This is a genomic window from Phenylobacterium sp. T106 (assembly GCF_057219735.1).
The window spans coordinates 190,702-213,076 of sequence record NZ_JBXVWA010000007.1 but is presented as its reverse complement, the minus strand read 5'-3'; the positions used below and the strand labels follow the sequence as shown (position 1 = coordinate 213,076).

The 22,375-nt window shown below is 71.6% G+C and carries 18 protein-coding genes; 10 read left to right on the top strand and 8 right to left on the bottom strand.

What is annotated here, in order from left to right:
- The first annotated feature begins 2 nt into the window (after positions 1-2).
- Complete coding sequence (rocD, locus tag AC2D8W_RS16765) at positions 3-1,223, top strand: ornithine--oxo-acid transaminase (protein ID WP_484672486.1); 1,221 nt, start codon at positions 3-5, stop codon at positions 1,221-1,223.
- 212 nt (positions 1,224-1,435) lie between these two features.
- Here the strand turns inward: rocD and AC2D8W_RS16760 are convergent, their stop codons facing one another.
- Together AC2D8W_RS16760 and yczR are read right to left on the bottom strand one after the other, a co-directional pair.
- Positions 1,436-3,586 carry a PQQ-dependent dehydrogenase, methanol/ethanol family gene (locus AC2D8W_RS16760; protein WP_484672485.1) on the bottom strand — a complete coding sequence of 717 codons (2,151 nt, stop codon included), beginning with the start codon at positions 3,584-3,586 and terminating at the stop codon, positions 1,436-1,438.
- A 93-nt stretch (positions 3,587-3,679) separates the two neighbouring features.
- On the bottom strand, positions 3,680-5,122 hold the full coding sequence (yczR, locus tag AC2D8W_RS16755; protein ID WP_484672484.1) for a MocR-like transcription factor YczR: 1,443 nt from the start codon (positions 5,120-5,122) through the stop codon (positions 3,680-3,682).
- 233 nt (positions 5,123-5,355) lie between these two features.
- Here yczR and AC2D8W_RS16750 point away from each other — a divergent pair, with 233 nt between their 5' ends.
- The gene (locus AC2D8W_RS16750; protein ID WP_484672483.1) at positions 5,356-6,834 is read left to right on the top strand and encodes a sigma-54-dependent transcriptional regulator; all 1,479 of its coding nucleotides are present in this window, start codon (positions 5,356-5,358) and stop codon (positions 6,832-6,834) included.
- A gap of 1,587 nt (positions 6,835-8,421) precedes the next feature.
- On the opposite strand, the gene AC2D8W_RS16745 is transcribed toward AC2D8W_RS16750, so the two are convergent.
- The 4 genes from AC2D8W_RS16745 to AC2D8W_RS16730 all read right to left on the bottom strand — a co-directional run bounded on the left by AC2D8W_RS16745 (position 8,422) and on the right by AC2D8W_RS16730 (position 12,410).
- Complete coding sequence (locus AC2D8W_RS16745; RefSeq protein ID WP_484672482.1) at positions 8,422-10,005, bottom strand: AMP-binding protein; 1,584 nt, start codon at positions 10,003-10,005, stop codon at positions 8,422-8,424.
- Positions 10,006-10,145: 140 nt separating this feature from the next.
- Positions 10,146-10,559 carry a DUF2177 family protein gene (locus tag AC2D8W_RS16740; RefSeq protein ID WP_484672481.1) on the bottom strand — a complete coding sequence of 138 codons (414 nt, stop codon included), beginning with the start codon at positions 10,557-10,559 and terminating at the stop codon, positions 10,146-10,148.
- 22 nt (positions 10,560-10,581) lie between these two features.
- Entirely contained in the window at positions 10,582-11,607 is a 1,026-nt protein-coding gene (locus tag AC2D8W_RS16735) for an SAM-dependent methyltransferase (RefSeq protein WP_484672480.1), read from the bottom strand.
- A 14-nt stretch (positions 11,608-11,621) separates the two neighbouring features.
- Entirely contained in the window at positions 11,622-12,410 is a 789-nt protein-coding gene (locus AC2D8W_RS16730) for a DUF1295 domain-containing protein (RefSeq protein ID WP_484672479.1), read from the bottom strand.
- Between the two features lie 143 nt (positions 12,411-12,553).
- Here AC2D8W_RS16730 and AC2D8W_RS16725 point away from each other — a divergent pair, with 143 nt between their 5' ends.
- Together AC2D8W_RS16725 and AC2D8W_RS16720 are read left to right on the top strand one after the other, a co-directional pair.
- Positions 12,554-13,894, top strand: coding sequence for an NAD(P)/FAD-dependent oxidoreductase (locus tag AC2D8W_RS16725; RefSeq protein WP_484672478.1), 1,341 nt, complete (start codon positions 12,554-12,556; stop codon positions 13,892-13,894).
- 3 nt (positions 13,895-13,897) lie between these two features.
- On the top strand, positions 13,898-14,677 hold the full coding sequence (locus tag AC2D8W_RS16720; RefSeq protein ID WP_484672477.1) for a DUF1365 domain-containing protein: 780 nt from the start codon (positions 13,898-13,900) through the stop codon (positions 14,675-14,677).
- On the opposite strand, the gene AC2D8W_RS16715 is transcribed toward AC2D8W_RS16720, so the two are convergent.
- Together AC2D8W_RS16715 and AC2D8W_RS16710 are read right to left on the bottom strand one after the other, a co-directional pair.
- Positions 14,592-15,437 (bottom strand): bestrophin-like domain, encoded by an 846-nt coding sequence (locus AC2D8W_RS16715; RefSeq protein ID WP_484672476.1) that lies wholly within the window; start codon positions 15,435-15,437, stop codon positions 14,592-14,594. The two genes, AC2D8W_RS16720 and AC2D8W_RS16715, sit on opposite strands and share 86 nt — an antisense overlap.
- Positions 15,438-15,458: 21 nt before the next feature.
- The gene (locus tag AC2D8W_RS16710) at positions 15,459-16,250 is read right to left on the bottom strand and encodes a class I SAM-dependent methyltransferase (RefSeq protein WP_484672475.1); all 792 of its coding nucleotides are present in this window, start codon (positions 16,248-16,250) and stop codon (positions 15,459-15,461) included.
- An 87-nt stretch (positions 16,251-16,337) separates the two neighbouring features.
- Between AC2D8W_RS16710 and AC2D8W_RS16705 the strand changes: the two genes are divergently transcribed.
- The 6 genes from AC2D8W_RS16705 (at position 16,338) to AC2D8W_RS16680 (ending at position 22,372) form a co-directional block, all read left to right on the top strand.
- Positions 16,338-16,988 carry a LemA family protein gene (locus AC2D8W_RS16705; protein WP_293483591.1) on the top strand — a complete coding sequence of 217 codons (651 nt, stop codon included), beginning with the start codon at positions 16,338-16,340 and terminating at the stop codon, positions 16,986-16,988.
- A 7-nt stretch (positions 16,989-16,995) separates the two neighbouring features.
- Positions 16,996-17,802, top strand: coding sequence for a TPM domain-containing protein (locus AC2D8W_RS16700; RefSeq protein ID WP_484672474.1), 807 nt, complete (start codon positions 16,996-16,998; stop codon positions 17,800-17,802).
- Complete coding sequence (locus tag AC2D8W_RS16695; protein ID WP_484672473.1) at positions 17,802-18,521, top strand: TPM domain-containing protein; 720 nt, start codon at positions 17,802-17,804, stop codon at positions 18,519-18,521. Before AC2D8W_RS16700 ends, AC2D8W_RS16695 begins: the two co-directional genes overlap by 1 nt.
- Positions 18,522-18,627: 106 nt before the next feature.
- Complete coding sequence (locus AC2D8W_RS16690; protein WP_484672472.1) at positions 18,628-19,632, top strand: sensor histidine kinase; 1,005 nt, start codon at positions 18,628-18,630, stop codon at positions 19,630-19,632.
- 61 nt (positions 19,633-19,693) lie between these two features.
- Entirely contained in the window at positions 19,694-20,158 is a 465-nt protein-coding gene (locus tag AC2D8W_RS16685) for a (2Fe-2S)-binding protein (RefSeq protein WP_484672471.1), read from the top strand.
- A 3-nt stretch (positions 20,159-20,161) separates the two neighbouring features.
- On the top strand, positions 20,162-22,372 hold the full coding sequence (locus AC2D8W_RS16680) for a xanthine dehydrogenase family protein molybdopterin-binding subunit (protein ID WP_484672470.1): 2,211 nt from the start codon (positions 20,162-20,164) through the stop codon (positions 22,370-22,372).
- Positions 22,373-22,375: the final 3 nt, after the last annotated feature.

Genomic DNA, 22,375 nt, shown 5'->3' with positions numbered 1-22,375 from the left:
ACATGAACGACATCGCCCTCCAGCGTTCGCCCGGCGCGCGCTTCGCCGAGACCGAAGCCGTGTTCGGCGCCCGCAACTACAAGCCCCTGGACGTCGTGCTGACGCGCGGCGAGGGGGTCCATGTCTGGGACGTGGACGGCCGCCGTTACCTGGACTGCCTGTCGGCCTATTCGGCCGTGAACCAGGGGCACTGCCACCCGAAGATCCTGGCCGCCATGGTCCAGCAGGCGCAACGGCTGACGCTGACCTCGCGCGCGTTCCGCAACGACCAGCTGGCGCCGTTCTACGAGGAGATCTGCGCGCTGACGAAGTCGCACAAGGTGCTGCCGATGAACTCGGGCGCCGAGGCGGTGGAGACCGCGCTCAAGGTGGCGCGCAAGTGGGGCTACGAGGTCAAGGGCGTGCCCGAAGGCCAGGCCGAGATCATCGTCGCCGCCGACAACTTCCACGGCCGCACCGTGGCCATCGTGGGCTTCTCCAGCGACCCGGCCTCGCGGGGCGGCTTCGGCCCGTTCGCGCCGGGCTTCCGCACCGTTCCGTTCGGCGACGCCGCGGCGCTGGAGGCCGCCATCACGCCGAACACCGTGGCGTTCCTCGTGGAGCCGATCCAGGGCGAGGCCGGGGTCATCATCCCGCCCGCGGGCTACCTGAGGCGCGCCCGCGAGCTCTGCACGCAGCACAACGTCATCCTGATCCTGGACGAGATCCAGACCGGCCTCGGCCGCACCGGACGGCTGCTGGCCGAAGAGCACGAAGGGATCGAGGCCGACCTCACGCTGGTGGGCAAGGCGCTCTCGGGCGGCTTCTATCCCGTCTCGGCGGTGCTCTCGAACTCCGAGGTGATGAACGTCCTGCGCCCGGGCGAGCACGGATCGACCTTCGGCGGCAATCCGCTGGCGTGCGCCGTCGCGCGCGCGGCCCTGCGCGTGCTGACCGAGGAGGGCATGATCGAGAACGCGGCGCGGGTCGGCGAGCGCCTGAAGGCGGGCCTGGCGTCCGTCGCGACCCCGTCGGTCCGGGAGGTGCGGGGGCGCGGCCTCATGCTGGCGGTCGAGCTGGAGCCCGACGCCGGCGGCGCGCGGCGGGTCTGCGAGGCGCTCCAGGGCCGCGGCCTCCTGGCCAAGGAGACCCACGACCACACGATCCGCATCTCGCCCCCGCTGATCCTGACCGACGACCAGGCGGACTGGATCGTCGATCAGTTCGCCGCGGCGCTGCCCTAGGGACTGGGCGTCAATCCCAAGTCAGCGACGCTCCCGATCGTCCCGGCGAATGCCGGGACCCAGATCCACGCGCGGGGTCCTGACGGGAAAGGGCTCGAGCCTACCGAGCCCGCTTGCGAGCCATTTCATCTGGATCCCGGCATTCGCCGGGATGACCGGGTGAGGAGCACCGATACTCGCGCCTCACCCGCACATCACGCTTCGGAACGCGCCTAGCGTCCGCCGCCTGCGGCCGGGGCGCGCGCGCCCTGGCTTGCGGCGGGCGCAGCCGGCGTGGCCACTGCGGCCGCGGCCCTGGCCTCGGACAGCACATAGGCGCGGATGTCCTCGGCGTCCTTCGGAGACAGGAAACGGGCGAAGCTGGCCATGCCGCGCGAGGCGTTGGCGCCGTCGATGACCACCTGCTTCCAGCTCTCGGCGCTGGCCGTGATCGGCGAGCGCTTCAGGTCGGGCATCCAGCCGCCGGACGCGTTCGGGCCGTGGCAGACTTGGCAGTTCTGGTGGAACAGCGCGAAGCCGTGCTGCACGTCGCCCGACGACTTGATCTGGTTCAGGTCCAGCGGGGGAAGCTGCGGCGGCGCCGGGAAGGCGGGCGGAGCGGCCTTGCCGCCCAGCTTGTAGACCATCAGGCGGCCGGGCAGTCGCGGCCGGGCCGGCAGCGAGCCGGGCGCGGAGATCTGGCCGCCGCCGCCCGCGCCCACCATGATCGCCACATACTGCTCGCCGTCGAGCTCGTAGGTCATCGGCGCGGCGATCACCCCGTTGCCCACCGGCGACGACCACAGCTTCTTGCCGGAGGCGGCGTCATAGGCGGCGAACTCGCCCTGGGCGTTGCCCTGGAAGACGAGGCCCCCGGCCGTCGAGAGCACGCCGGCGTTCCAGAAGTGGGGATGCTCGACCGTCCAGACCGCCTTCTGCGCGACGGGGTCCCAGGCCAGGAGCTGGCCGTGGATCATCTTGTTGAGCTGCGCCAGCGTGGCCGGATCCGGCGGCGTGGCGTTGGCGGTGAAGTCGACGGCGACGTTCCAGGCGCCGGCCTTGTAGGCGAAGCCCTTCTCGTCCGTGTACTGGAACGGCGCGATGTTGGTCGGGATGTAGACGAGGCCCGTCTTCGGGTTGAAGGCCATCGGCTGCCAGTTGTGCGCGCCCAGCGGGCCCGGCACCTGCAGTTCCGGGCCGGCCGCGTAGCGGGCGTTGGCCGTCTCGATCGGGCGTCCGGTGGCCGGATCGACCCCCGTAGCCCAGGTGATGTTGGTGTAGGGCTTGGCCGAGATCAGCTTCCCGTTGGCCCGGTCGATCACGTAGAAGAAGCCGTTCTTCGGCGCCTGCATCAGCACCTTGCGGACCGCGCCGCCGATGTTCAGGTCGGCCAGCATGATGTGCTGGGTGGCGGTGTAGTCCCAGGTCTCGGCCGGGGTGGTCTGGTAGTGCCAGACGTACTCGCCCGTGTCGGCGTTGAGCGCCACGATCGAGGACAGGAACAGGTTGTCGCCCTTGCCGCCCGACCGGATGCGGTGGTTCCAGGGGTTGCCGTTGCCCACGCCGATGTAGACGAGGTTCAGCTCGGGATCGTGGACGATGGAGTCCCAGACCGTGCCCCCGCCGCCGGTCTTCTTCCAGTCGCCGTCCGACCAGGTCGCGGCGGCCTTCTCGGCGAACACCTTGTCCGAGGCCGCGCCGTCGGGCTGCCCGTTGGGATTGGGAACCGTGTAGAAGCGCCAGGCCAGCTTGCCGGTCTGGGCGTCGTAGGCGCTGATGTAGCCGCGCACGCCGTACTCGGCGCCGCCGTTGCCGATCAGCACCCGGCCCTTCACGACCCGCGGGGCGCCGGTGATGGTGTAGGGCTTGGACTTGTCGGTGGTCTGCTGCTCCCAGGCCACGGCGCCGGTCTTGGCGTTCAGGGCCACGAGGCGGCCGTCGATGGTGCCGACGAAGACCTTGCCGTCCCAGATCGCCACGCCCCGGTTCACCACGTCGCAGCAGGCGTCGAAGCCCTTGGCGCCCTCGACCTTGGGGTCGTACTTCCAGAGCAGCTTGCCGGTCTTGGCGTCGAAGGCGAAGACCTTCGACCAGGCGGTCGAGGTGTAGAGCACGCCGTCCACCATCAGCGGCGTCGCCTCCTGGCCGCGGTCGGTGTCGAACTGCGCATGCCACGCCAGGCCGAGCTCGCCGACGTTGGCGGCCGACACCTTGTCGAGCGGGCTGAAGCGCTGCTCGTTGTAGTCCTTGCCGTAAGACAGCCACTCGGCGTTGCCCGCGGCCGCGGCGAGACGCTTGGCGTCCACCGCCCCCGGCGACTTCTGGCACGCTGCGGCCAGGCCGGCGGCCATGACCAGGGCAAGGCCCAAGCGGATGATCTTCATGACGCCCTCCCGGCAGCCGACTTCTGATGCGATCGGCGGTTTGGCGGAACTATGCCGTGGAGCGGCCTTGCGGCAAGCCTGTCGCAGCGGAAGTCAGATCAGCGTCCCCACCTGAGGCCGCTGCCCGGCCGGCGCGGGGCGCAGCCGGCCGTAGGCCGAGGCCAGCCGGTCGACGACGTCGGCCAGCACCTCGGGCGCCTGGGTGTAGGGCAGCCGCAGGAAGCGCTCGAAGGCCCCGTCGACCCCGAACCGGGGCCCGGCCGCGAGCCGCACGCCGAACCGCTCGGACGCGGCCGCGAGCGAGGTGGAGACCGGCGCGGGAAGCTCGGCCCAGAGCGACAGGCCGCCGGGCGGCGCCTCGACCTTCCAGTCCGGCAGCTTCTGGCGGACGAGACCGACCAGGACGTCCCGGCGCGCGCGCAGCATGTCCCGCCGCGCGACCAGGGACGCCTCGTCGCCGCTGAGCAGATGGGCGGCCGCAAGCTGCTCCAGCAGCGGCGTCCCGAGGTCCATCGAGACCCGGCGCGGCCCGAGCGCCTGGATCGTCGGCACGTCGGCGCGGATCCAGCCCAGGCGCAGCCCGCCCCAGTAGCTCTTCCCGGTCGAGCCCAGCCAGACCACCGTGTCCTCGCGCGCGTCGAAGGCGTAGGGCTGGATCGGCCCGTCCAGCCACAGGTCGATCAGCGTCTCGTCGAAGATCACCGTGGTCCGCGCCCGGGCGGCCGCCTGGACGATCGCGCCGCGCGCGTCGGGGGACATCCAGCGGCCGGTGGGGTTCTGGAAATCGGCGATGAAGTACGCCAGCCGCGGGCCGGCCTGGCGGAAGGCCGCGGCGAGGCCCTCGACATCCCAGCCCTCGTCGGGCAGGCCCACGGGCACGGGCCGGCAGGACGCGCGCTGGATCGCGTCGATCGCGTGCGGATAGGTCGGATGGTCGATGACCACCCGGTCGCCCGGGCCGCAGGCCAGACGGATCAGCAGCGCCAGCGCATGCTGGGCGCCGCTGGTGATCATGATCTGGTCCGGCGTCGTGGGCAGGCCGCGGCGCGTGTAGCGCTCGGCGATCACCTCCCGCAGGACCGGAAGACCGACGGCGGAGTAGCCATGATTGGGGAGATGCGCCGGCAGCTGGGCGAGCGCGGCGGCGAAGGCCGCGTGGACGACGTCCGCCGCCGGGGGCGCGGCCGAGGCCATGTCGATCAGCCCCTCGGCCTCGTTCAGGGCCATGAGGCCGCCGCCCCGGGCGCCGGGGCCGGCCGGCAGCCGCGTGCGCGCGCCGGCGCCCTGGCGGCGCTCGAGGAAGCCGTCGTCGCGCAGCCGCGCCATCGCCGCGGTCACGGTCGTGCGGCTGACTTCCAGCACCGCAGCGAGTTCGCGCTCTCCCGGCAGGACGACGTCGAGCGGCAGGCGCCCGTCCAGGATCAGCAGGCGCAGTCCGTCGGCCAGCTGGCGATAAGCGGGGCCGCCGCCCTCGCCCCGCCACGCGCCGAGCAGGCGCGCGAGCGAGGCCGGTCCGATGCGACGGTGAGCGTTCATGCCGCCATGCTCGCACAACTGGCCTGACATAACAGGTCCAGTTCGGCGCAGCTGGCCCTTCGCGCGGCGGCCGAGTATTTCAGGGTTCGACTGGTGCGGCGTTCTCCACGCCCCCGTTAACGCCTGACTCAGGTCTGCGAAACGCCGCCTTTACTCTTGCCCTGTACCAAACGGGGACAAGAACAGAGGCCTCGTCAGAACGGCGAGCGTCCCAGTCCGGTGGGTGTTTTCATATGGCCAAAACGGTCCTGGTCGTCGACGACGACCCTACCCAACGCCGCCTGATCCAGGCGGTCCTGGAGCGCGACGGCTTCGCCGTCGCCCACGCCCAGAACGGTGACGAGGCCATCCAGCACCTGTCGTCCGGCGCCGCCGTGGACGTGGTGCTGCTGGACCTGGTCATGCCGGGAATGTCGGGCCAGGACACCCTCAAGGAAATGCGCGCCCGGGGCTTCTCCCTGCCGGTGATCGTGCTGACCGCCACGGGCGGGATCGACACGGTGGTCCAGGCGATGCAGGCCGGCGCCAGCGACTTCTTCGTGAAGCCCGCCAGCCCCGAGCGCATCAACGTCTCCATCCGCAACGCCCTCAGCATGGGCTCGCTCAAGAGCGAAGTGGATCGGCTGAAGAAGCACGCCACCGGGCGCACCACCTTCGACGACCTGATCGGCGCCTCCCCGGCCATGCTGATGGTCAAGCGCCTGGGCGAGCGGGCCGCCAAGTCCTCGATCCCGATCCTGGTCACCGGCGAAAGCGGGGTGGGCAAGGAAGTCATCGCGCGCGCCGTCCACGGCAGCTCGGATCGCGCCGGCAAGCCCTTCGTGGCGGTCAACTGCGGCGCGATCCCCGAGAACCTCGTGGAGTCGATCCTGTTCGGCCACGAGAAGGGCAGCTTCACCGGCGCCACCGACAAGCACCTGGGCAAGTTCCAGGAGGCCAACGGCGGCACCCTCTTCCTCGACGAGGTCGGGGAACTGCCGCTGGACATGCAGGTCAAGCTGCTGCGCGCCCTGCAGGAGAGCGAGATCGACCCGATCGGCTCGAAGCGCTCGATCAAGGTGGACGTGCGCATCGTCTCGGCGACCAACCGCGACCTCTCGCAGGCCGTGGCCGAGGGCCGGTTCCGCGAGGACCTCTACTACCGGCTGAACGTCTTCCCGATCGAGGCGCCGGCGCTGCGCGAGCGGCGCGACGACATCCCCGCCCTCGTCGACTGCTTCATCCGCCGCTTCAACGTCGAGGAGGGCAAGGCCGTGGTGGGCGCGAGCCCCGAGACGCTGGCCTTCCTCGCGGCGCACGACTGGCCGGGCAACGTCCGCCAGCTCGAGAACGCGGTCTACCGCGCCATCGTGCTCGCCGATGCGCCCTACCTGCAGCCGCACGACTTCCCGGCCATCTCGGGCGTCGCCGCGCCCCCGCCGGAGTATGTGGCCCAGCCCATGCCCGCGGCCTCGGCCGGCCCGGCGCCCGCGGGCGCCCCGGTCCAGGACCAGCCGGTGCGCATCCTCGACGGGCGCGGCCACCTGCGCACGCTCGAGGAGGTCGAGCGCGACATGATCCAGCTCGCCATCGAGGTTTATGCCGGCCACATGAGCGAGGTGGCCCGCCGCCTCGGCATCGGCCGCTCCACCCTCTACCGCAAGGTCCGCGAACAGGGGCTCGAAGGCCTTGTGAAGGGCGGCGAGCCCGAGGCCGACGCCGCGGCGGCGTAGGATCGCGGCGAATCCTGGCCGCCCCAACCCCTGTCATCCCGGTTTCCGCGCAGCGGAACACCGGGACCCATAGACTCCGCCTTTCCGGATGAAGCGCAGCGGCGCCGCCCGCGGGCCATCCCTCACAGCAGGCGCGTATGGGTCCCGGTCTTCGCCTGCGGCGAAACCGGGATGACAGCTGTGGGGGTGCGCGGGCCGATGGACGCCGCAGGCGCTCGATTGAACCGCGGAGGACGCGGAGAAGAACGCAGAGATCTCCGCGCCCTCCGCGCCCCCTCCGCGATCTCTGCGGTCAAGTCGGGCCATGCTCCCCCCTGGGGGAGCTCGCGAAGGTAGAGGGGGTCCTGCGCCACCCCCAACCCCTGTCATCCCGGTTTCCGCGCAGCGGAAGATCGGGACCCATAGACTCCGCGTTTCCGGATTGGGCGCGGCGGCGCCGCCCGAGGGCCGCGCCCCACCATCGGGCGCGTATGGGTCCCGGTCTTCGCCTGCGGCGAAACCGGGATGACAGCTGTGGGGGTGCGCGGGCCGATGGACGCCGCAGGCGCTCGATTGAACCGCGGAGGACGCGGAGAAGAACGCAGAGAGCGCAGAGACCTCCGCGCCCTCCGCGCCCCCTCCGCGATCTCTGCGGTCAAGTCGGGCCATGCTCCCCCCTAGGGGAGCTCGCGAAGAGAGAGGGGGTCCTGCGCCACCCCCAACCGCTGTCATCCCGGTTTCCGCGCAAGCGGAACACCGGGACCCATAGACTCCGTGGGTCCGGATGAGGCGCGGCGGCGCCGCCCGAGGGCCGCGCCCCACCATCGGGCGCGTATGGGTCCCGGTCTTCGCCTGCGGCGAAACCGGGATGACAGCTGTGGGGGTGCGCGGGCCGATGGACGCCGCAGGCGCTCGATTGAACCGCGGAGGACGCGGAGAAGACCGCAGAGAGCGCAGAGATCTCCGCGCACTCCGCGCCCCCTCCGCGATCTCTGCGGTCAAGTCGGGCATGCTCCCCCTGGGGGAGCTCGCGAAGAGAGAGGGGGTCCTGCGCCACCCCCAACCCCTGTCATCCCGGTTTCCGCGAAGCGGAACACCGGGACCCATAGACGCCGTGGGTCCGGATGAGGCGCGGCGGCGCCGCCCGAGGGCCGCGCCCCACCATCGGGCGCGTATGGGTCCCGGTCTTCGCCTGCGGCGAAACCGGGATGACAGCCGTGGGGGTGGGCGGGCCGATGGACGCCGCAGGCGCTCGATTGAACCGCGGAGGACGCGGAGAAGAACGCAGAGATCTCCGCGCCCTCCGCGCCCTCCGCGCCCCCTCCGCGATCTCTGCGGTTAAGTCGGGCATGCTCCCCCCCTGGGGGAGCTCGCGAAGCGAGAGGGGGTCCACCCCAACCTCTGTCATCCCGGCTTCCGCGCAAGCGGAAGATCGGGACCCATAGACTCCGCGTTTCCGGATTGGGCGCGGCGGCGCCGCCCGAGGGCCGCGCCCCACCATCGGGCGCGTATGGGTCCCGGTCTTCGCCTGCGGCGAAACCGGGATGACAGCTGTGGGGGTGCGCGGGTCGACAGCCGCCGCAGGCGCGATCGACCGCCGAGGCCGCCTCAGATCTGGCGGGCGCGGCCTTCCCAGTAGGGCGCGCGGACCTTGTTGCGCTGGACCTTGCCGGCCTCCGAGCGCGGAAGCTCGGTCACGAAGTCGAGGCTGCGCGGGACCTTGAAGCTGGGCAGGCTGTCGCGGGCGAAGGCCAGGATCTCGTCGGCCAGCAGGTCCGAGGGCTCGTAGCCGGGCTTCAGCAGGATCACCGCCTTCACCTGCTCGCCCCATTCGTCGTGCGGCACGCCCACGGTCGCGGAGTCGGCCACCGCCTCGTGCTTGATCAGCTCGTTGTCGACTTCCTGCGGGTAGATGTTGACCCCGCCCGAGATGATCGTCTCGGCGCTGCGGCCGGTGAGGAACAGGTACCCGTCGTCGTCGAAGTAGCCCATGTCGCCCATGGTGAAGTAGTCGCCCACGCGGCTCGACTGGGTCTTCTTCTCGTCCTTGTAGTAGGTGAAGCCGCCGCCCGGCGGCAGCTGGTGGTAGATCGTCCCGGCCACGTTCGGCGGGCACTCGTTCCCCGCCTCGTCCAGGATCTTCGAGCCCAGCAGTTCGGGCCGCCTGCCCACCGAGCCCGGCTTCCTCAGCCATTCGTGGCTGTCGATCAGGAAGCCCGCGCCGCCCTCGCTGCCTGCGTAGTACTCGGTCAGCACCGGGCCGAACCACTCGATCATGGCGTGCTTGACCTCGGGCGGGCAGGGCGCCGCGCCGTGGATCAGGAACTTCACCGAGGCGACGCTGTAGCGGGCCTTCACCTCGGCCGGCAGCGCCAGCAGGCGCTGGAACATGATCGGCACCAGATGCAGGTGCGTCACCCTGCGCTCCTGGATGGTCCGGAGCGTGGCCTCGGAGTCCCATTTGTCGAGGAACACCAGGGTCGCGCCGGCGCCCATGGAGAAGCTGACGTCGAAGGCCAGCGGCGCGGCGTGGTAGGCGGGCCCGGCGCACAGCTGCACCGAGTGGGCGTCGTAGCCGCGCAGGGCGTAGATGCCGGGCGCCGCCACGGCGGGGGCCGCGCGGTAGACGCCCTTCGGCCGCCCGGTCGTCCCCGAGGTGTAGAGCATCTGGTTGCCCAGCACCGGGTCGTCGATGTCGGAGCCGTCGAGACCGGCGATGGCGGCGTCCCAGGCCTGGAACCCCTCGATGGGCCCGCCCGCCGCGACCTTCAGCCGAAGCTCCGGCGCCTGGGCGGCGGCGGGGCCGCAGGTGGCGATCCGCGCCTCGCCGAACACCGCCTTGGCCTCGCAGTCGTTCAGGATGTAGGCGATCTCGTCGGCGGTCAGGTGCCAGTTGACCGGCGTGAGACGGAACCCGCCGCGGCGGCACGCGGCCCAGACCGCGACGAACTCGTGACGGTTCGACATGACCAGCGCGACGGCGTCGCCCGCCGCCAGCCCGGCGCCGCGCAGCAGCCGCACGATGCGGTTCGCCTCGGCGTTGAGGTCGGCGTAGCTGACGGCGCGCCCGTCCGGGTCGATCACGGCGGCCTTGTCGGGCTGCAGGTTCGCCCACATCGCCGTCGTCATGCCGGTCGCCGCGGCGGCCTCAGGGTCGGTCAGCCAGGCCGCGCGCGTCATCACTTCGCTCATCGTCTCCTCCGCCGGGTCATTCCCGATCTTCGAAAAAGACCATGGCATGGCGGCGCGGGACGCCGCTAGAGCGGTCGCGCGGTTCAAGCCGCTCCCGAGGCGGACAGCCCTTCGGCGGACCTCTCAGCCGCCGGCCGGACTCACTTCGGCGCGAGCCGGCGGAACACCCAGCCGCCCACGGTGGCGCAGACGCCGGTCAGGAACGTGCCCCAGATCACGTCCAGCACCGTGATCTGCGTCGACCAGACCTTCAGCGTCGCCTGGTTGGTCAGGTCGTAGGTCGCGTAGGCCATCGCGCCCAGCAGCCCGCCCGTGACCGTCGTCTGCCGCAGCGGCTTGTCGCGGTTGGGCCAGATCGCCAGCACCAGGATCCCCAGGATGTAGACCAGGTAGAAGGCCACCGCGGCCGGCAGGTTCAGCGGGTCGGCCGGGTCGCGCAGCACCGGGTCCAGCGTCGGCCGGTACAGGCCCGGTCCGAACTGGGTCAGCCAGACGGCGTCCACGGCCGCGAAGGCGATCCCGGTGGCGAGGTAGGTGGCGATCAGTCGAAGCATCGGTGTCCCCCCAATGCGCCCGTCAGGCGGGCTTCAGCCGGTAGTGGCTCACGCCCCACTCGGTCCCGCCACGGTGGCCGAAGAGGCCGGCCGTGGCCAGGAAGAACAAGCGCCACCGGCGATGCCAGAGCGTCGCGTCCTGGCCGTAGACCGCCTCCAGCGTGGGCCGGATCTTCGCGGCATTGCGGTCGTAGGCCTCCAGCCAGTGCAGCGCGGTCTTCTGGTAGTGCGCGCCGCTCCAGCGCCAGTCCTGCTCGACCGTGAAGAGGTCGCCGAACTGGTGCATCAGCCCGTGGCTGGGCATCACGCCGCCCGAGAAGAAGTATTTCCCGATCCAGTCGGCCTCGTCGTTCACGTCGAAGCGGTAGGGCGTCGTCTTGTGCGTGAAGACGTGGATGAAGAGCCGTCCGTCGGGCTTGAGCCAGGTCTTCACCCGGCCGAGCAGGGCGCGCCAGTTGGACATGTGCTCGAACATCTCGACCGAGACGACCCGGTCGAACTCGCCGGGCGCCTCGAAGTCGTTCATGTCGCAGGTGATGACCTCGAGGTTGCCCAGCCCCCGTTCCTGCGCCCGGGCCAGGATGAAGGCCCGCTGGCTCGCCGAGTTCGACACCGAGGTGATCCGCGCGTTGGGGTAGGTCTTGGCCATCCACAGCGACAGCGAGCCCCATCCGCAGCCGAGCTCCAGGATCCGCTGGCCGTCCTGCAGGTCGGCGTGGGCGGCGGTCTCCTTCAGGGCGTGCTCCTCGGCCTCGACGAGGGTGTCGGCGGGGTCCAGGTAGAGGCAGGACGAGTACTTCAGCTGCGGGCCCAGGCAGTTCAGGAAGAACTCGGCGGGGACCTCGTAGTGCTGCGCGTTGGCCGCGTCGGTGTGCGTCGCGATGGGGTGCTCGGCCATGTCGCGCGCGAAGGCCGCTTCCGTGCCGGGCCCGGCCTTGGCGTGCTGGCGCCGGGCGTTGGACACCAGCACCTCGATCGCGGTCTTGCGGACGATGTCGGGAAGCGGGGCGCCTTCGAAGGTGTCGATGACGAACGAGGTCAGGCTCATGCGGTGTTCGGGTCTCAGCGCTTGGGGGGCAACGGGAAGAATACGGAGGTGCGCGCCTGATAGCTGCGGAAGGCCTCGCCGCGCGACTTCAGCATGGCGTCCTCCAGCGGCGGCACGCCCGAGACGTATCGCAGCAGGCCGAACATGACCGCGGGCGCCGCGAGGCTGAGCCAGGTGACCGGCCGCGCCGGATCCAGCGCGATGGCCGGGTAGGCCAGCCAGCCCAGCCACTGGAAGAAGTAGTTCGGGTGCCGCGACCAGCCCCAGAGCCCGCGATCCATCACCTGGCCCCGGTTCGCAGGATCGCCGCGGAAGCGCTTCATCTGGCCGTCCGCGACGCCTTCGCCCCAGATCGCGCCCAGGAACAGCGCCACGGCGAGCGCGTCCCGCCAGCCCACCGGACCCGGCGCCCGCGCCGCCAGGACGACCGAGAGCCCGAGCAGCGCCGTGGCCGGCGCCTGCGGCAGCGTCACGAACAGCATCCGGGCGGGATAGGTCTTCGGATCGCCGGTGCGGAACGCCGCGTAGCGGGCGTCCTCCGGGTGGCTCGCCACGCGCGGCGTCAGGTAGAGGCCCAGCCGCAGCGCCCAGGCGGCCATGAAGGCGGCGACGAGCCAGCGGCGCGCCTCGGGCGATTCCGCGCCCCACGGGCAGAGCGCCGCGGCGGCGAGGGTCGCGCCCGTGCCCCACGTCCAGAAGACGTCGGTCCAGCCGCCGTTCCTCCGCGCCAGCCCGAACGCCCAGGCAGCGACCATGACGGCGAGCATGGCGACCAGCACGCCTAAGACAAGTTGAAGCAGCATCCGCCCTCCGAGCGTGCGATACCATCATGATCCGGCCGCGAGCGCATCCAGTGCTGTGACTGGGCCGTAGCGTTTGCTAAGCACTCGGGCGGCGAGGGGACGCGCCCAGGGGCGCTGGCGTGCATCAAGGTGGAATCGGCGACATGAGTGGTGTTGAGCGGCGGAAAGTGGCCGTGGTGGGCTCGGGCGTGGCCGGGCTGTCGGCCGCCTGGCTTCTGTCCCAGCGGCACGACGTGACCCTGTTCGAATCGGACCCCCGCCTCGGCGGACACGCCAATACCGCGGAGGCTCCCGGGCACAAGGGGCCGGTCCCGGTCGACACGGGCTTCATCGTCTACAACGAGGCCAACTACCCGAACTTCACCGCGCTTCTGGCCCACCTCGGGGTGCCGCACGTCAACGCGGACATGAGCCTCTCGGTCAGCCTCGACAACGGCGACTTCGAATACTCCAGCTACGGCGCGCTCGGCGTCTTCGCGCAGAAGCGGAACCTGTTCTCGGCGCGCTTCTGGCAGATGCTGCTCGACATCACGCGCTTCTACCGCAAGGCCCCGAAGGATCTCGCCGACCTCGTCACGCCGCAGACCTCGCTCGAGGACTACCTGGAGGCGCACGGCTACTGCCAGGCCTTCCGGGACGACCACCTGCTCCCGCAGGCCGCGGCCATCTGGTCGACGCCGCTGAAGGAGATCGGCCAGTACCCTGCGGCGTCCCTGATCCGCTTCTTCCTGAACCACGGCATGATGAGCATTTTCGGACGCGGCCTCTGGCGCACCGTGGCCGGCGGCAGCCGCGCCTATGTGGAGAAGCTGTCCGAGCAGTTCCGCGGCGAGGTCCGCAAGGGCGTGCGGGTCGTGGGCGTGAAGCGCGACGCCAACGGCGTGGAGCTGCGGCTGGCCAGCGGCGCGCGCGACCGCTTCGACGAGGTGGTGATCGCCACCCACGGCGACACGGCGCTCTCGCTGCTGGACGATGCGACCGCGGAGGAGAAGAGCCTGCTCTCCTGCTTCCGCTACAGCCGCAACCTCGTGGCCCTTCACACCGACGCCGGGCTGATGCCGAAGCGGCGGCGCGCGTGGTCCAGCTGGAACCACATCGGCTTCCGCGACGCGCCGGGCGAAGGCGCCGTCACCTACTGGATGAACCGCCTGCAGAGCCTGAAGGACGCGCCGGAGCTGTTCGTCACGCTCAACCCGAACCGCGAGATCGCCGCCGACAAGCTGATCCGCACCGAGGTCTACGACCACCCGCTGTTCGACGGGGCCGCCGTCGAGGCGCAGACGCGGCTCTGGGACATCCAGGGCGTGCGGCGCACCTGGTTCTGCGGCAGCTACTTCGGGCACGGCTTCCACGAGGACGCCCTGCAGTCCGGGCTGGCCGTCGCCGAGCAGCTGGGCGGCGTTCGCCGCCCCTGGGACGTGTCCGACGAGAACGGCCGCATCCACGTGCGCGCGCCGGCCGCGCCCGTCCACGCGGCGGCTTAGGCCATGTTCGCCTCGGGGCTCTATCCGGGGATCGTCACCCACGCCCGCCTGAAGCCGCGCGTGCACAAGCTGCGCTACCGCATCTTCATGCTGCTCCTGGACCTCGACGAGCTCGAGGCGCTGGACAGGGGGCTGCGGCTGTTCTCGCTGCGGGGCTTCAATCTCGTGGGCTTCGATCCGCGCCGGCACGGCGACGGTTCGGGAACGCCGCTGAAGGCGCAGGTCGAGGCCAAGCTGGCCGCCGCCGGCATCGCGCACGGCGGTCCGGTCCGGCTCCTGGCCATGCCGCGGATCCTCGGCATGGGGTTCAACCCCCTGACCGTCTACTACTGCCACCGGTCCGACGGCGCCCTCAGCGCCATCCTGTACGAGGTGAACAACACCTTCGGGGAGCGGCACAGCTACCTGATCCCGGCGGCCGACGCGCCCGTGGTGAAACAGGCCTGCGAGAAGGGCTTCTACGTCTCGCCGTTCATGGACATGGACCTGTCCTACGCCTTCCGCATGCGGCCCCCGGCCGAGGCGGTGCAGGTGTTCGTGGACGTGGACGACGCCGAGGGGCGCGTGCTGGCGGCGGGCTTCACCGGACGGCGGCGGGAACTGTCCGACGCGGCCCTGGCCCGCGCCTGGTTCACGCATCCCTGGATGACGCTGGGCGTCGTCGCCGCCATCCACTGGGAGGCGCTGTTCATCTGGCTCAAGGGCGAGAAGATCCGGCAGCGTCCGCCGAAGCCGGCGTGGCCGGTGACCGTGGTGGACTCGCCGCTGACGGCGGTGGCCTAGCCGCAAGCTCCGCGGCCAGCTCGTCCAGCGGGGCCTGGCTGATGCGCACCGTGCCGCCCTGTGGCCGGTCCAGGTCGAGGATCAGGCCCAGGGCCAGGGTCAGCAACAGGAACATCATCGCCACCGAGCGGCGATGCGGCCGGGCGGCGGTCGCGAGGGTCGATCCCAGCACGCCCGCGGCCACCAGCGCGTAGATCGCCAGCGCGGCGATGACGCTGGCCGGGAGGCGCGCCGCATGCGCCGCCTCGCGCGCGACGCCCACGTCGAGGGACTCGTTCACCGCCGGCACGACCAGCGCCGCCAGCGGCGTCGTGCGGATCGGCGCGGCGGCGGCCAGCATGGCGCTCTCGATCCGCGTCCTCAGGTCGGCGGAGGCCTTGGCCAGCGGCGGCTTCCGGGCGGCGTTGGCGTGGCCGTACCGGGTCCGGACCACGACGTACTCGCGGTAGAGCCGGTCCAGCTCGTCCGCGGCGGGCGGATCGAGAAGCCGCACCCGCATCGCGGCGGTCCCGATCGCGTTGGCCTCGGCGACCACGAGCTCGCGCCGGGTCTCGTAGCGATCGAGCGCCAGGCCGAAGGTGAAGGCGATCAGCAGCGCCAGAAGGCCCAGCACGCCCGAGAGCACATAGCCCTGCGTCTCGTCCTGGCCCCGCGGCCTGCGCCCGGCCAGCCAGCCGCCCAGCTCGCGCGCGGCCAGCAGGGCCACGAAGAGACCGCCGGCCAGCACCGGCAGCGGCGCAGTCTGCAGCACAGCGTCCATGGATCGCCCCCGAAAGCGCGACTATGGCGCGGCGGGCGTCGCCGGCATAGCGCGGCGGAAGACCCAGACCTCGCCCACGCCGCCCAGGTCGACGGGCGCGCCATCGAGCGCCAGTCCCACGGCCTCGGCGATCGGCTGCGGCGCCGTCCAGTAGTAGGTCAGCCGCTCGGGGCTGCGGCGCAGGATGCGGCCCGCCGCGTCGAGGACGACGTACTCCACCACCTGGTCCAGGCGGTTGATGCCCTCGCGGAAGCGCCGCTCCTGGATGAACAGCCGCAGGCGTCCGCCGTCGTCCAGCGGCAGGTCCAGCACCGGCTTCGTGGGATCGGCGGGGCCGGGCCGCCGCATGATCTCCACGCTGGGCAGGTGGAAGGCCGCGCGTCCGCCGGGCGCCAGGTGCCGGGCGGCGGTGGCGAAGGTGTTGCGCCAGGCCGCGCCGCCGGGGACGTGGGCCAGGGTGAAGTAGGGGCAGATCACCAGGTCGAACGTCCGCTTCAGGTCCAGCGCCGTCATGTCGCCGCGGACCAGCCGGGCGCGCCGGCCCGTGTCCGGGGCGAGCCCGGCGAGGCGCGCCTGGCCCTGCTGCAGCATCGCCGGCGAGATGTCGACGCCGGTCACCTCGTGCCCGCGGGCGGCCAGGGCGGCCGTCAGCCGGGCCGTGCCGGCGCCCAGCTCCAGGATCGATCCGCCCGGCGGCGCGAGGCCCGCGTAGAGCGCCTCGTCCCCGGCGAGCCGGCTGTCGGCGGCGGTCACCCGGTCGTAGAAGGCCGCGCTCAGGCTGGCGGGGGCGTAGTAGGGCAGGGCCTTGACCATCCCGCGTTTGTGACCTCGCCGTTGCGCCCGATCAATGCAGGCTCCACATTCGCGGCGTTCGATGGCGCGGCCTCGAAGGGAGCCCTCATGACTCGACTGACGCGACTGGTGCTGCTCGCGCTCGCCCCGCTGATGCTGGCGGCCTGCGGGATCAACACCATCCCGACCCGCGAGGAGAAGGCGAAGGCCCAGTGGGCCGAGGTGCAGAACCAGTACCAGCGTCGCGCCGACCTGATCCCCAACCTCGTCGCCACCGTGAAGGGCTATGCGGCGCAGGAGTCGAACGTGCTGATCGGCGTCACCCAGGCCCGCGCCAGCGCGCTGCAGGTGCGGTCCGACCCCGGGATCACGCAGGACCCCGCGGCGTTCCAGCGCTACGCGGCGGCGCAGAACAACCTGTCCCTGGCGCTCGCCCCGCTGCGGGTGCTGCAGGAGAACTACCCGGACCTGAAGTCCAACGAGAACTTCCTGGCCCTGCAGAGCCAGCTCGAAGGCACCGAGAACCGGATCGCCGTGGCGCGGCGCGACTACAACGAGGCGGTGCGCGAGTACAACACGACGCTGCGCACCTTCCCGCAGATCATCTGGGCCAGCACGGTCCACGGCGGCTCGAAGCCGATGCAGCTCTTCCAGGCCACGGCCACCGCGCAGTCCGCCCCCACCGTCGAGTTCGCGCCCGCGGCGCCGGCCGTCGCCCCGCCGCCGGGCGCCGCGCCCGGTTCGCCGCCGCCGAAGTAGCCGCAGCGTGCCGGCCGGCCTGCTACGGATCGTCCTCGCGCTCAGCCTGCTGCTGGTCGCGCCCGCCTGGGCCGCGCCGAAGTTCCCCGCGCTGACCGGCCGCGTCGTGGACCAGGCCGGGATCCTGTCCCCGGCGACCGAGCAGAAGCTGACGGCGGAGCTGGCGGCGCTCGAGCAGAAGACCGGCCGCCAGGTGGTGGTCGCCACCCTGTCCAGCCTGCAGGGCTACGAGATCGAGGAGTACGGCTATCAGCTGCTCCGGACCTGGGGCATCGGGCGCAAGGCCGAGGACGACGGCGCGATCCTGATCGTCGCGCCCAACGAGCGGAAGGTGCGCATCGAGGTGGGCTACGGCCTCGAGCCCGTGCTCACCGACGCGCTCTCCAGCCTCATCCTCCAGCGGCGGATCCTGCCGGCGTTCAAGGCGGGCGACCTGGAGAAGGGGGTGGTCGACGGCGCGGAGGCCATCATCGCCCAGCTGGGCCTGCCGCCCGAGGAAGCCAGGGCGCAGATCGCCCAGGCCGAGGCCCAGCAGGCCGCGAGCCGGCCCGCCGGGAACGGCGGCGGCGACCTGCCGTGGATCATCATCGCCGTCGTCGTGGTCTTCTGGGTGCTTGGCGGCGTGACGCGCGTCTTCGGCGCCCGGCGGCGCTTCGGCGGCAACGGGCTCTGGTGGCTGCTGCCGCTCATCCTCTCGAGCTCCAGCCGGCGCGGCGGGGGCTGGAGCGGCGGCGGCGGCGGCTGGTCCGGGGGCGGCGGCTTCTCCGGCGGTGGAGGCTCGGGCGGGGGCGGCGGCGCCTCGGGGAGCTGGTGATGACGGAAAGGCCTCTCCTCACGGCGGACGAGCGCGGGGCGGTCGAGGCCGCCGTCCGCGCGGCCGAGGCGCGCACGACCGGCGAGATCTACTGCGTCCTCGCCGAGGAGAGCGCGGACTATCACGCCACCCCGCTGGCCTGGGCGGCCGGCGTGGCCCTGCTGGCGCCGGCCCTGCTGCTGATGGCCGGGATCGAGGTGACGGCGCCGGACGTCGGGCTCCTGGGGGGCGCCTGGACCGCCGACCAGGTGGAGGACGTGGGCGAGGCCAGCGCGCGCGCGGCGCTGGTGGGCGCCCTGGTGCTGCAGGCGACGCTGTTCGTGCTGACGCTGCTGGTCACGGCCATCGGGCCGGTGCGGCGCGCGCTGACGCCGGCGGGCATGAAGCGCGACCGCGTGCGCCAGCGGGCCGAGGAGCAGTTCCTGTCGAAGAACCTGCACGCCACCCGGGAGCGGACCGGCGTGCTGATCTACGTCTCGGCCGCCGAGCGGATGGCCGAGCTCATCGCCGACGAGGGCATCGACGCGAAAGTCCCGGCGGGCACGTGGGAGCGCCCGATGTCGGCCCTCACCGACGGCCTGAAGCGCGGCGCGGCGGCCGAGGGCCTGTGCGCGGCGGTCGGCCAGTGCGCCGACATCCTCGCCGACCACTTCCCGGCCCGCCCGGGCGACAATCCCAACGAGCTGCCCGACGCGGTCGTCCTGCTGCCGAAGGCCTGAGGCGGCGCGCGGAAAAACCTCTGCCGTTGGATGCACATAGGTTGTTGCCGCGCCGGCCCGCCCGGCGAATAATGGGCGCTGGCTTGGGGGAGCCGCCGGGGAGCGCGTGGCGTACGAACGCGAGAGCTTGGCCGCGGTGAAGGAGCGGCTGCGGCGGCTCGAAGCGGCCGTCGACGCCATGCAACTCGGGCTTTGGGAATGGGACGTCCGCACCGGGGACCTGACCTGGAACGTCCGCAATCGCGAGCTGTTCGGCGTCCCTGAAGACCGCGCCCTGAAGGCCCAGGACTACCCCGGGCTGGTGCATCCCGACGACCGCGAACCCCTCCTGGCCGCCTATCGCGCGGCCGCCCAGGACCCGGACGGGGGATCCTTCTCCGTCGAGTACCGGACGCTGTTCGAACCCCAGGGGCGGACCCGCTGGGTGCTGACGCGCGGCCGCGTCCTGCGGGACGGTCCGGGGGCCCGCCTCGTGGTCGGCTCCACGCTGGACATCACCGACCGCAAGACCGCCGAGGAACGGCGCGACCTCGTGCTGCGCGAGATCGCGCACCGCGCCAAGAACGGCATCCTGGTCATGATGGCCCTGGTGAGCCAGACCGCCCGCAGCGCCGTCGGGGTGAAGGACTTCGAGGAGGTGCTGACGGCCCGCCTGGGCGCCATGGCGGCGAGCCAGGACCTCGTCACCGACGCGGCCGGCGGGCCCGCGCTGGTGTTCGACGTCGTGCAGCGGGCGCTGACGCCGTTCGACACCGGCCGCTTCGACGTGAGCGCCGAGCTCAGCGGCGTCGGGGCGCCGTCCGAGGTCGTGGTGGCGCTCGCCCTGCTGCTGCACGAGCTTTCGACCAATGCGGTGAAGTACGGCGCGCTGTCCAATCCCGTGGGGCGCGTGCGCCTGGATCTGGCGAGCTGCGAAGGCGAAAAGGCGGTCCTGGCCTGGACCGAGGTGGGCGGTCCGCCGGTCAGGCTGGGCTCGCGCCGCGGCTTCGGCTCACGCCTGCTCGACGTCGCGCTCCGGGGCAACGGAGGCCTGGTGGAGTCCGAGTTCGACCCGGCGGGCTTCAGGGCCCGCATCCATTTCCCGGCCGTGCGGCAGCCGGCGCAAGGCTGACGCTTTGACGCGCACGCGCCGCGGGGTAGCATTGCGTGAAGCGGACGGAGACATCGGGGCCATGGCCTACACCCTGAACGTGAACGGCAAGGCGCTGAGCGCCGACGTGGAGGGGGACACGCCCCTCCTGTGGGTGCTGCGCGACACCCTCGGCCTGGTGGGCACGAAGTACGGCTGCGGCGTCGCGGCCTGCGGCGCCTGCACCGTGCACGTCGACGGCCAGCCCATGCGGTCCTGCCAGATCCCGGTGGAGAGCGTCGGCAAGTCGAAGATCTCGACCATCGAGGGCATGGCCGCCAATCCGGTGGGCAAGAAGGTCCAGGCCGCCTGGATGGAGCTGGACGTGGCCCAGTGCGGCTACTGCCAGGCCGGCCAGATCATGAGCGCCACAGCCCTGCTCGCGAAGACGCCGAAGCCGACCGACGCCCAGATCGACGAGGCGATGAACGGCAACATCTGCCGCTGCGCCACCTACGTCCGCATCCGCGCCGCCATCAAGCGCGCCTCCGGCCAGAAGGAGGCCTGATCGATGACCTATCATGACGTGAAGGCCAATCGCCGCGAGGTTCTGGTGTCCGTGGGCGCCGGGGGCCTGACGCTGGGCTTCGCCATCGCCGGCAAGGCCGACGCCCAGGACGCCGCGGTGAAGCCGCTGTCGGCCTATGTGCGCGTGGCGCCCGACGGCATCGTCACCATCACCGCCAAGAACCCCGAGGTGGGGCAGGGCGTGAAGACCATGCTGCCCATGCTGATCGCCGAGGAACTCGACGTGGCGTGGGAGGATGTCCGCATCGAGCAGGCCGACAACGATCCCAAGGCGTTCGGCCGCCAGTTCGCCGGCGGGTCGATGGCCACGCCGCTGCACTGGGACGAACTGCGCCGCGTCGGCGCCGTGGCCCGCGCCATGCTGATCCAGGCCGCGGCCACCGCCTGGAACTGCGGCCCCGCCGACTGCGTCACCGAGCCCGGAAGCGTGATCCACAAGCCCTCGGGCAAGAAGCGCACCTACGGTTCGCTGGCCATGGCCTGCGCCAGCGTGACCCCGCCGGATCCCAAGTCGCTCACCCTGAAGGACCCCAAGTCCTACCGCATCATCGGCAAGGCGGTGCCGCAGTACGACGTCGCCAAGATCGTGAAGGGCGAGCCGCTGTTCGGCATCGACGTGCGCCGGCCCGGGATGCTGTACGCCTCGATCGTCAAGGCCCCGGTGTTCGGCGCCAAGGTCGCGAGCGCCGACCTCGCGGCGGCGCAGTCGGTCAAGGGCGTGAAGAAGGCCTTCGTGATCGAGGGCGACCCGAACGGCCTGTTCCCGACGGGCATGACCGGCCAGGGCCTGCTGCCCTCGGTGGCGGTCGTCGCCGACAGCTGGTGGGCCGCCAAGAAGGGGCGCGACCTTCTCAACGTGAAGTGGGCCGACCATCCGACCCAGGCGCAGTCGTCGAAGGCCTTCGCCGAGCAGGCGGCGGCGTTCAACGCGGGCCAGCCGCAGCGCAACGCCCGCAACGACGGCGACGTGGCGGCGGCGCTGAAGGGCGCGGCCAGGACCGTCGAGGCGGCCTACAGCTACCCGTTCCTCAGCCACGCCAACCTCGAGCCGCAGAACTGCACGGCGGAGTGGAAGGACGGCAAGCTCGAGATCTGGGCGCCCACCCAGAACCCCGAACCCGGCCGCCAGCTCTGCGCCCGCACTCTGGGGATCAAGCCCGACGACATCACCATCCACATGATCCGCGGCGGCGGCGGCTTCGGCCGTCGTCTGGCCAACGACTACATGGTGGAGGCCGCCTATGTGGCCCGCGAGGCCGGGGCGCCGGTGAAGCTGCTGTGGACCCGCGAAGACGACATGGCCCACGACCACTACCGGCCGGGCGGGTACCACTTCCTGAAGGGCGGCGTCGACGCGCAGGGCAACCTGGTCGCGCTCCAGGACCACTTCGTCACCTTCACCAACAACACCGCCGGCCAGCCCAGCCCCAGCGCGGGGATGTCCGCGGCCGAGTTCCCGGCGCGCTTCGTGCCGAACGTGAAGTACGACATCTCGATGATCCCGTGCGGCGTGCCCACGGGGCCGCTGCGGGCGCCGGGGTCGAACGCCCTGGCGTTCGTGTTCCAGTCGTTCATCGACGAGATGGCGCACGCGGCGTCCGCCGATCCGCTGGCGTTCCAGATCAAGCTGCTGGGCGACCAGGAAGTCGTCGGCGAGGCGCCCGCCCGCTACGGCGCCGGCCGCATGCGCGGCGTGCTCAAGGCCGTGGGCGAGATGTCCGGATGGGCCAACCGCGGCAAGCTGCCCAAGGGCGAGGGCATGGGCGTCGCCTGCTACTACAGCCACCAGGGCTACTTCGCCGAGGTGGCGCATGTGGCCGTCGCGGGCGATGGCTCGGTGAGGGTGAAGAAGGTCTGGGTCGCCGCCGACGTCGGCTCGACCATCATCAACCCGCACGGGGCGCTGAACCAGGTGCAGGGCTCGGTGCTGGACGGCCTCTCCGAGGCGCTGCACCAGGCCATCACCATCGAAGGCGGCGCGACGCAGCAGTCCAACTTCACGGACTATCCGCTGATGCGGATCGCCGAGTCGTGCCCAGTGGAGGTGAAGTTCCTGAAGACCGAGTTCCCGCCGACCGGACTGGGCGAGCCCGCCCTGCCGCCGGCGATCCCGGCGCTCACGAACGCCATCTTCGCGGCCACCGGCAAGCGGATCCGCTCGCTGCCGATCACGCCGGACATGCTGAAGGCCTAGCGC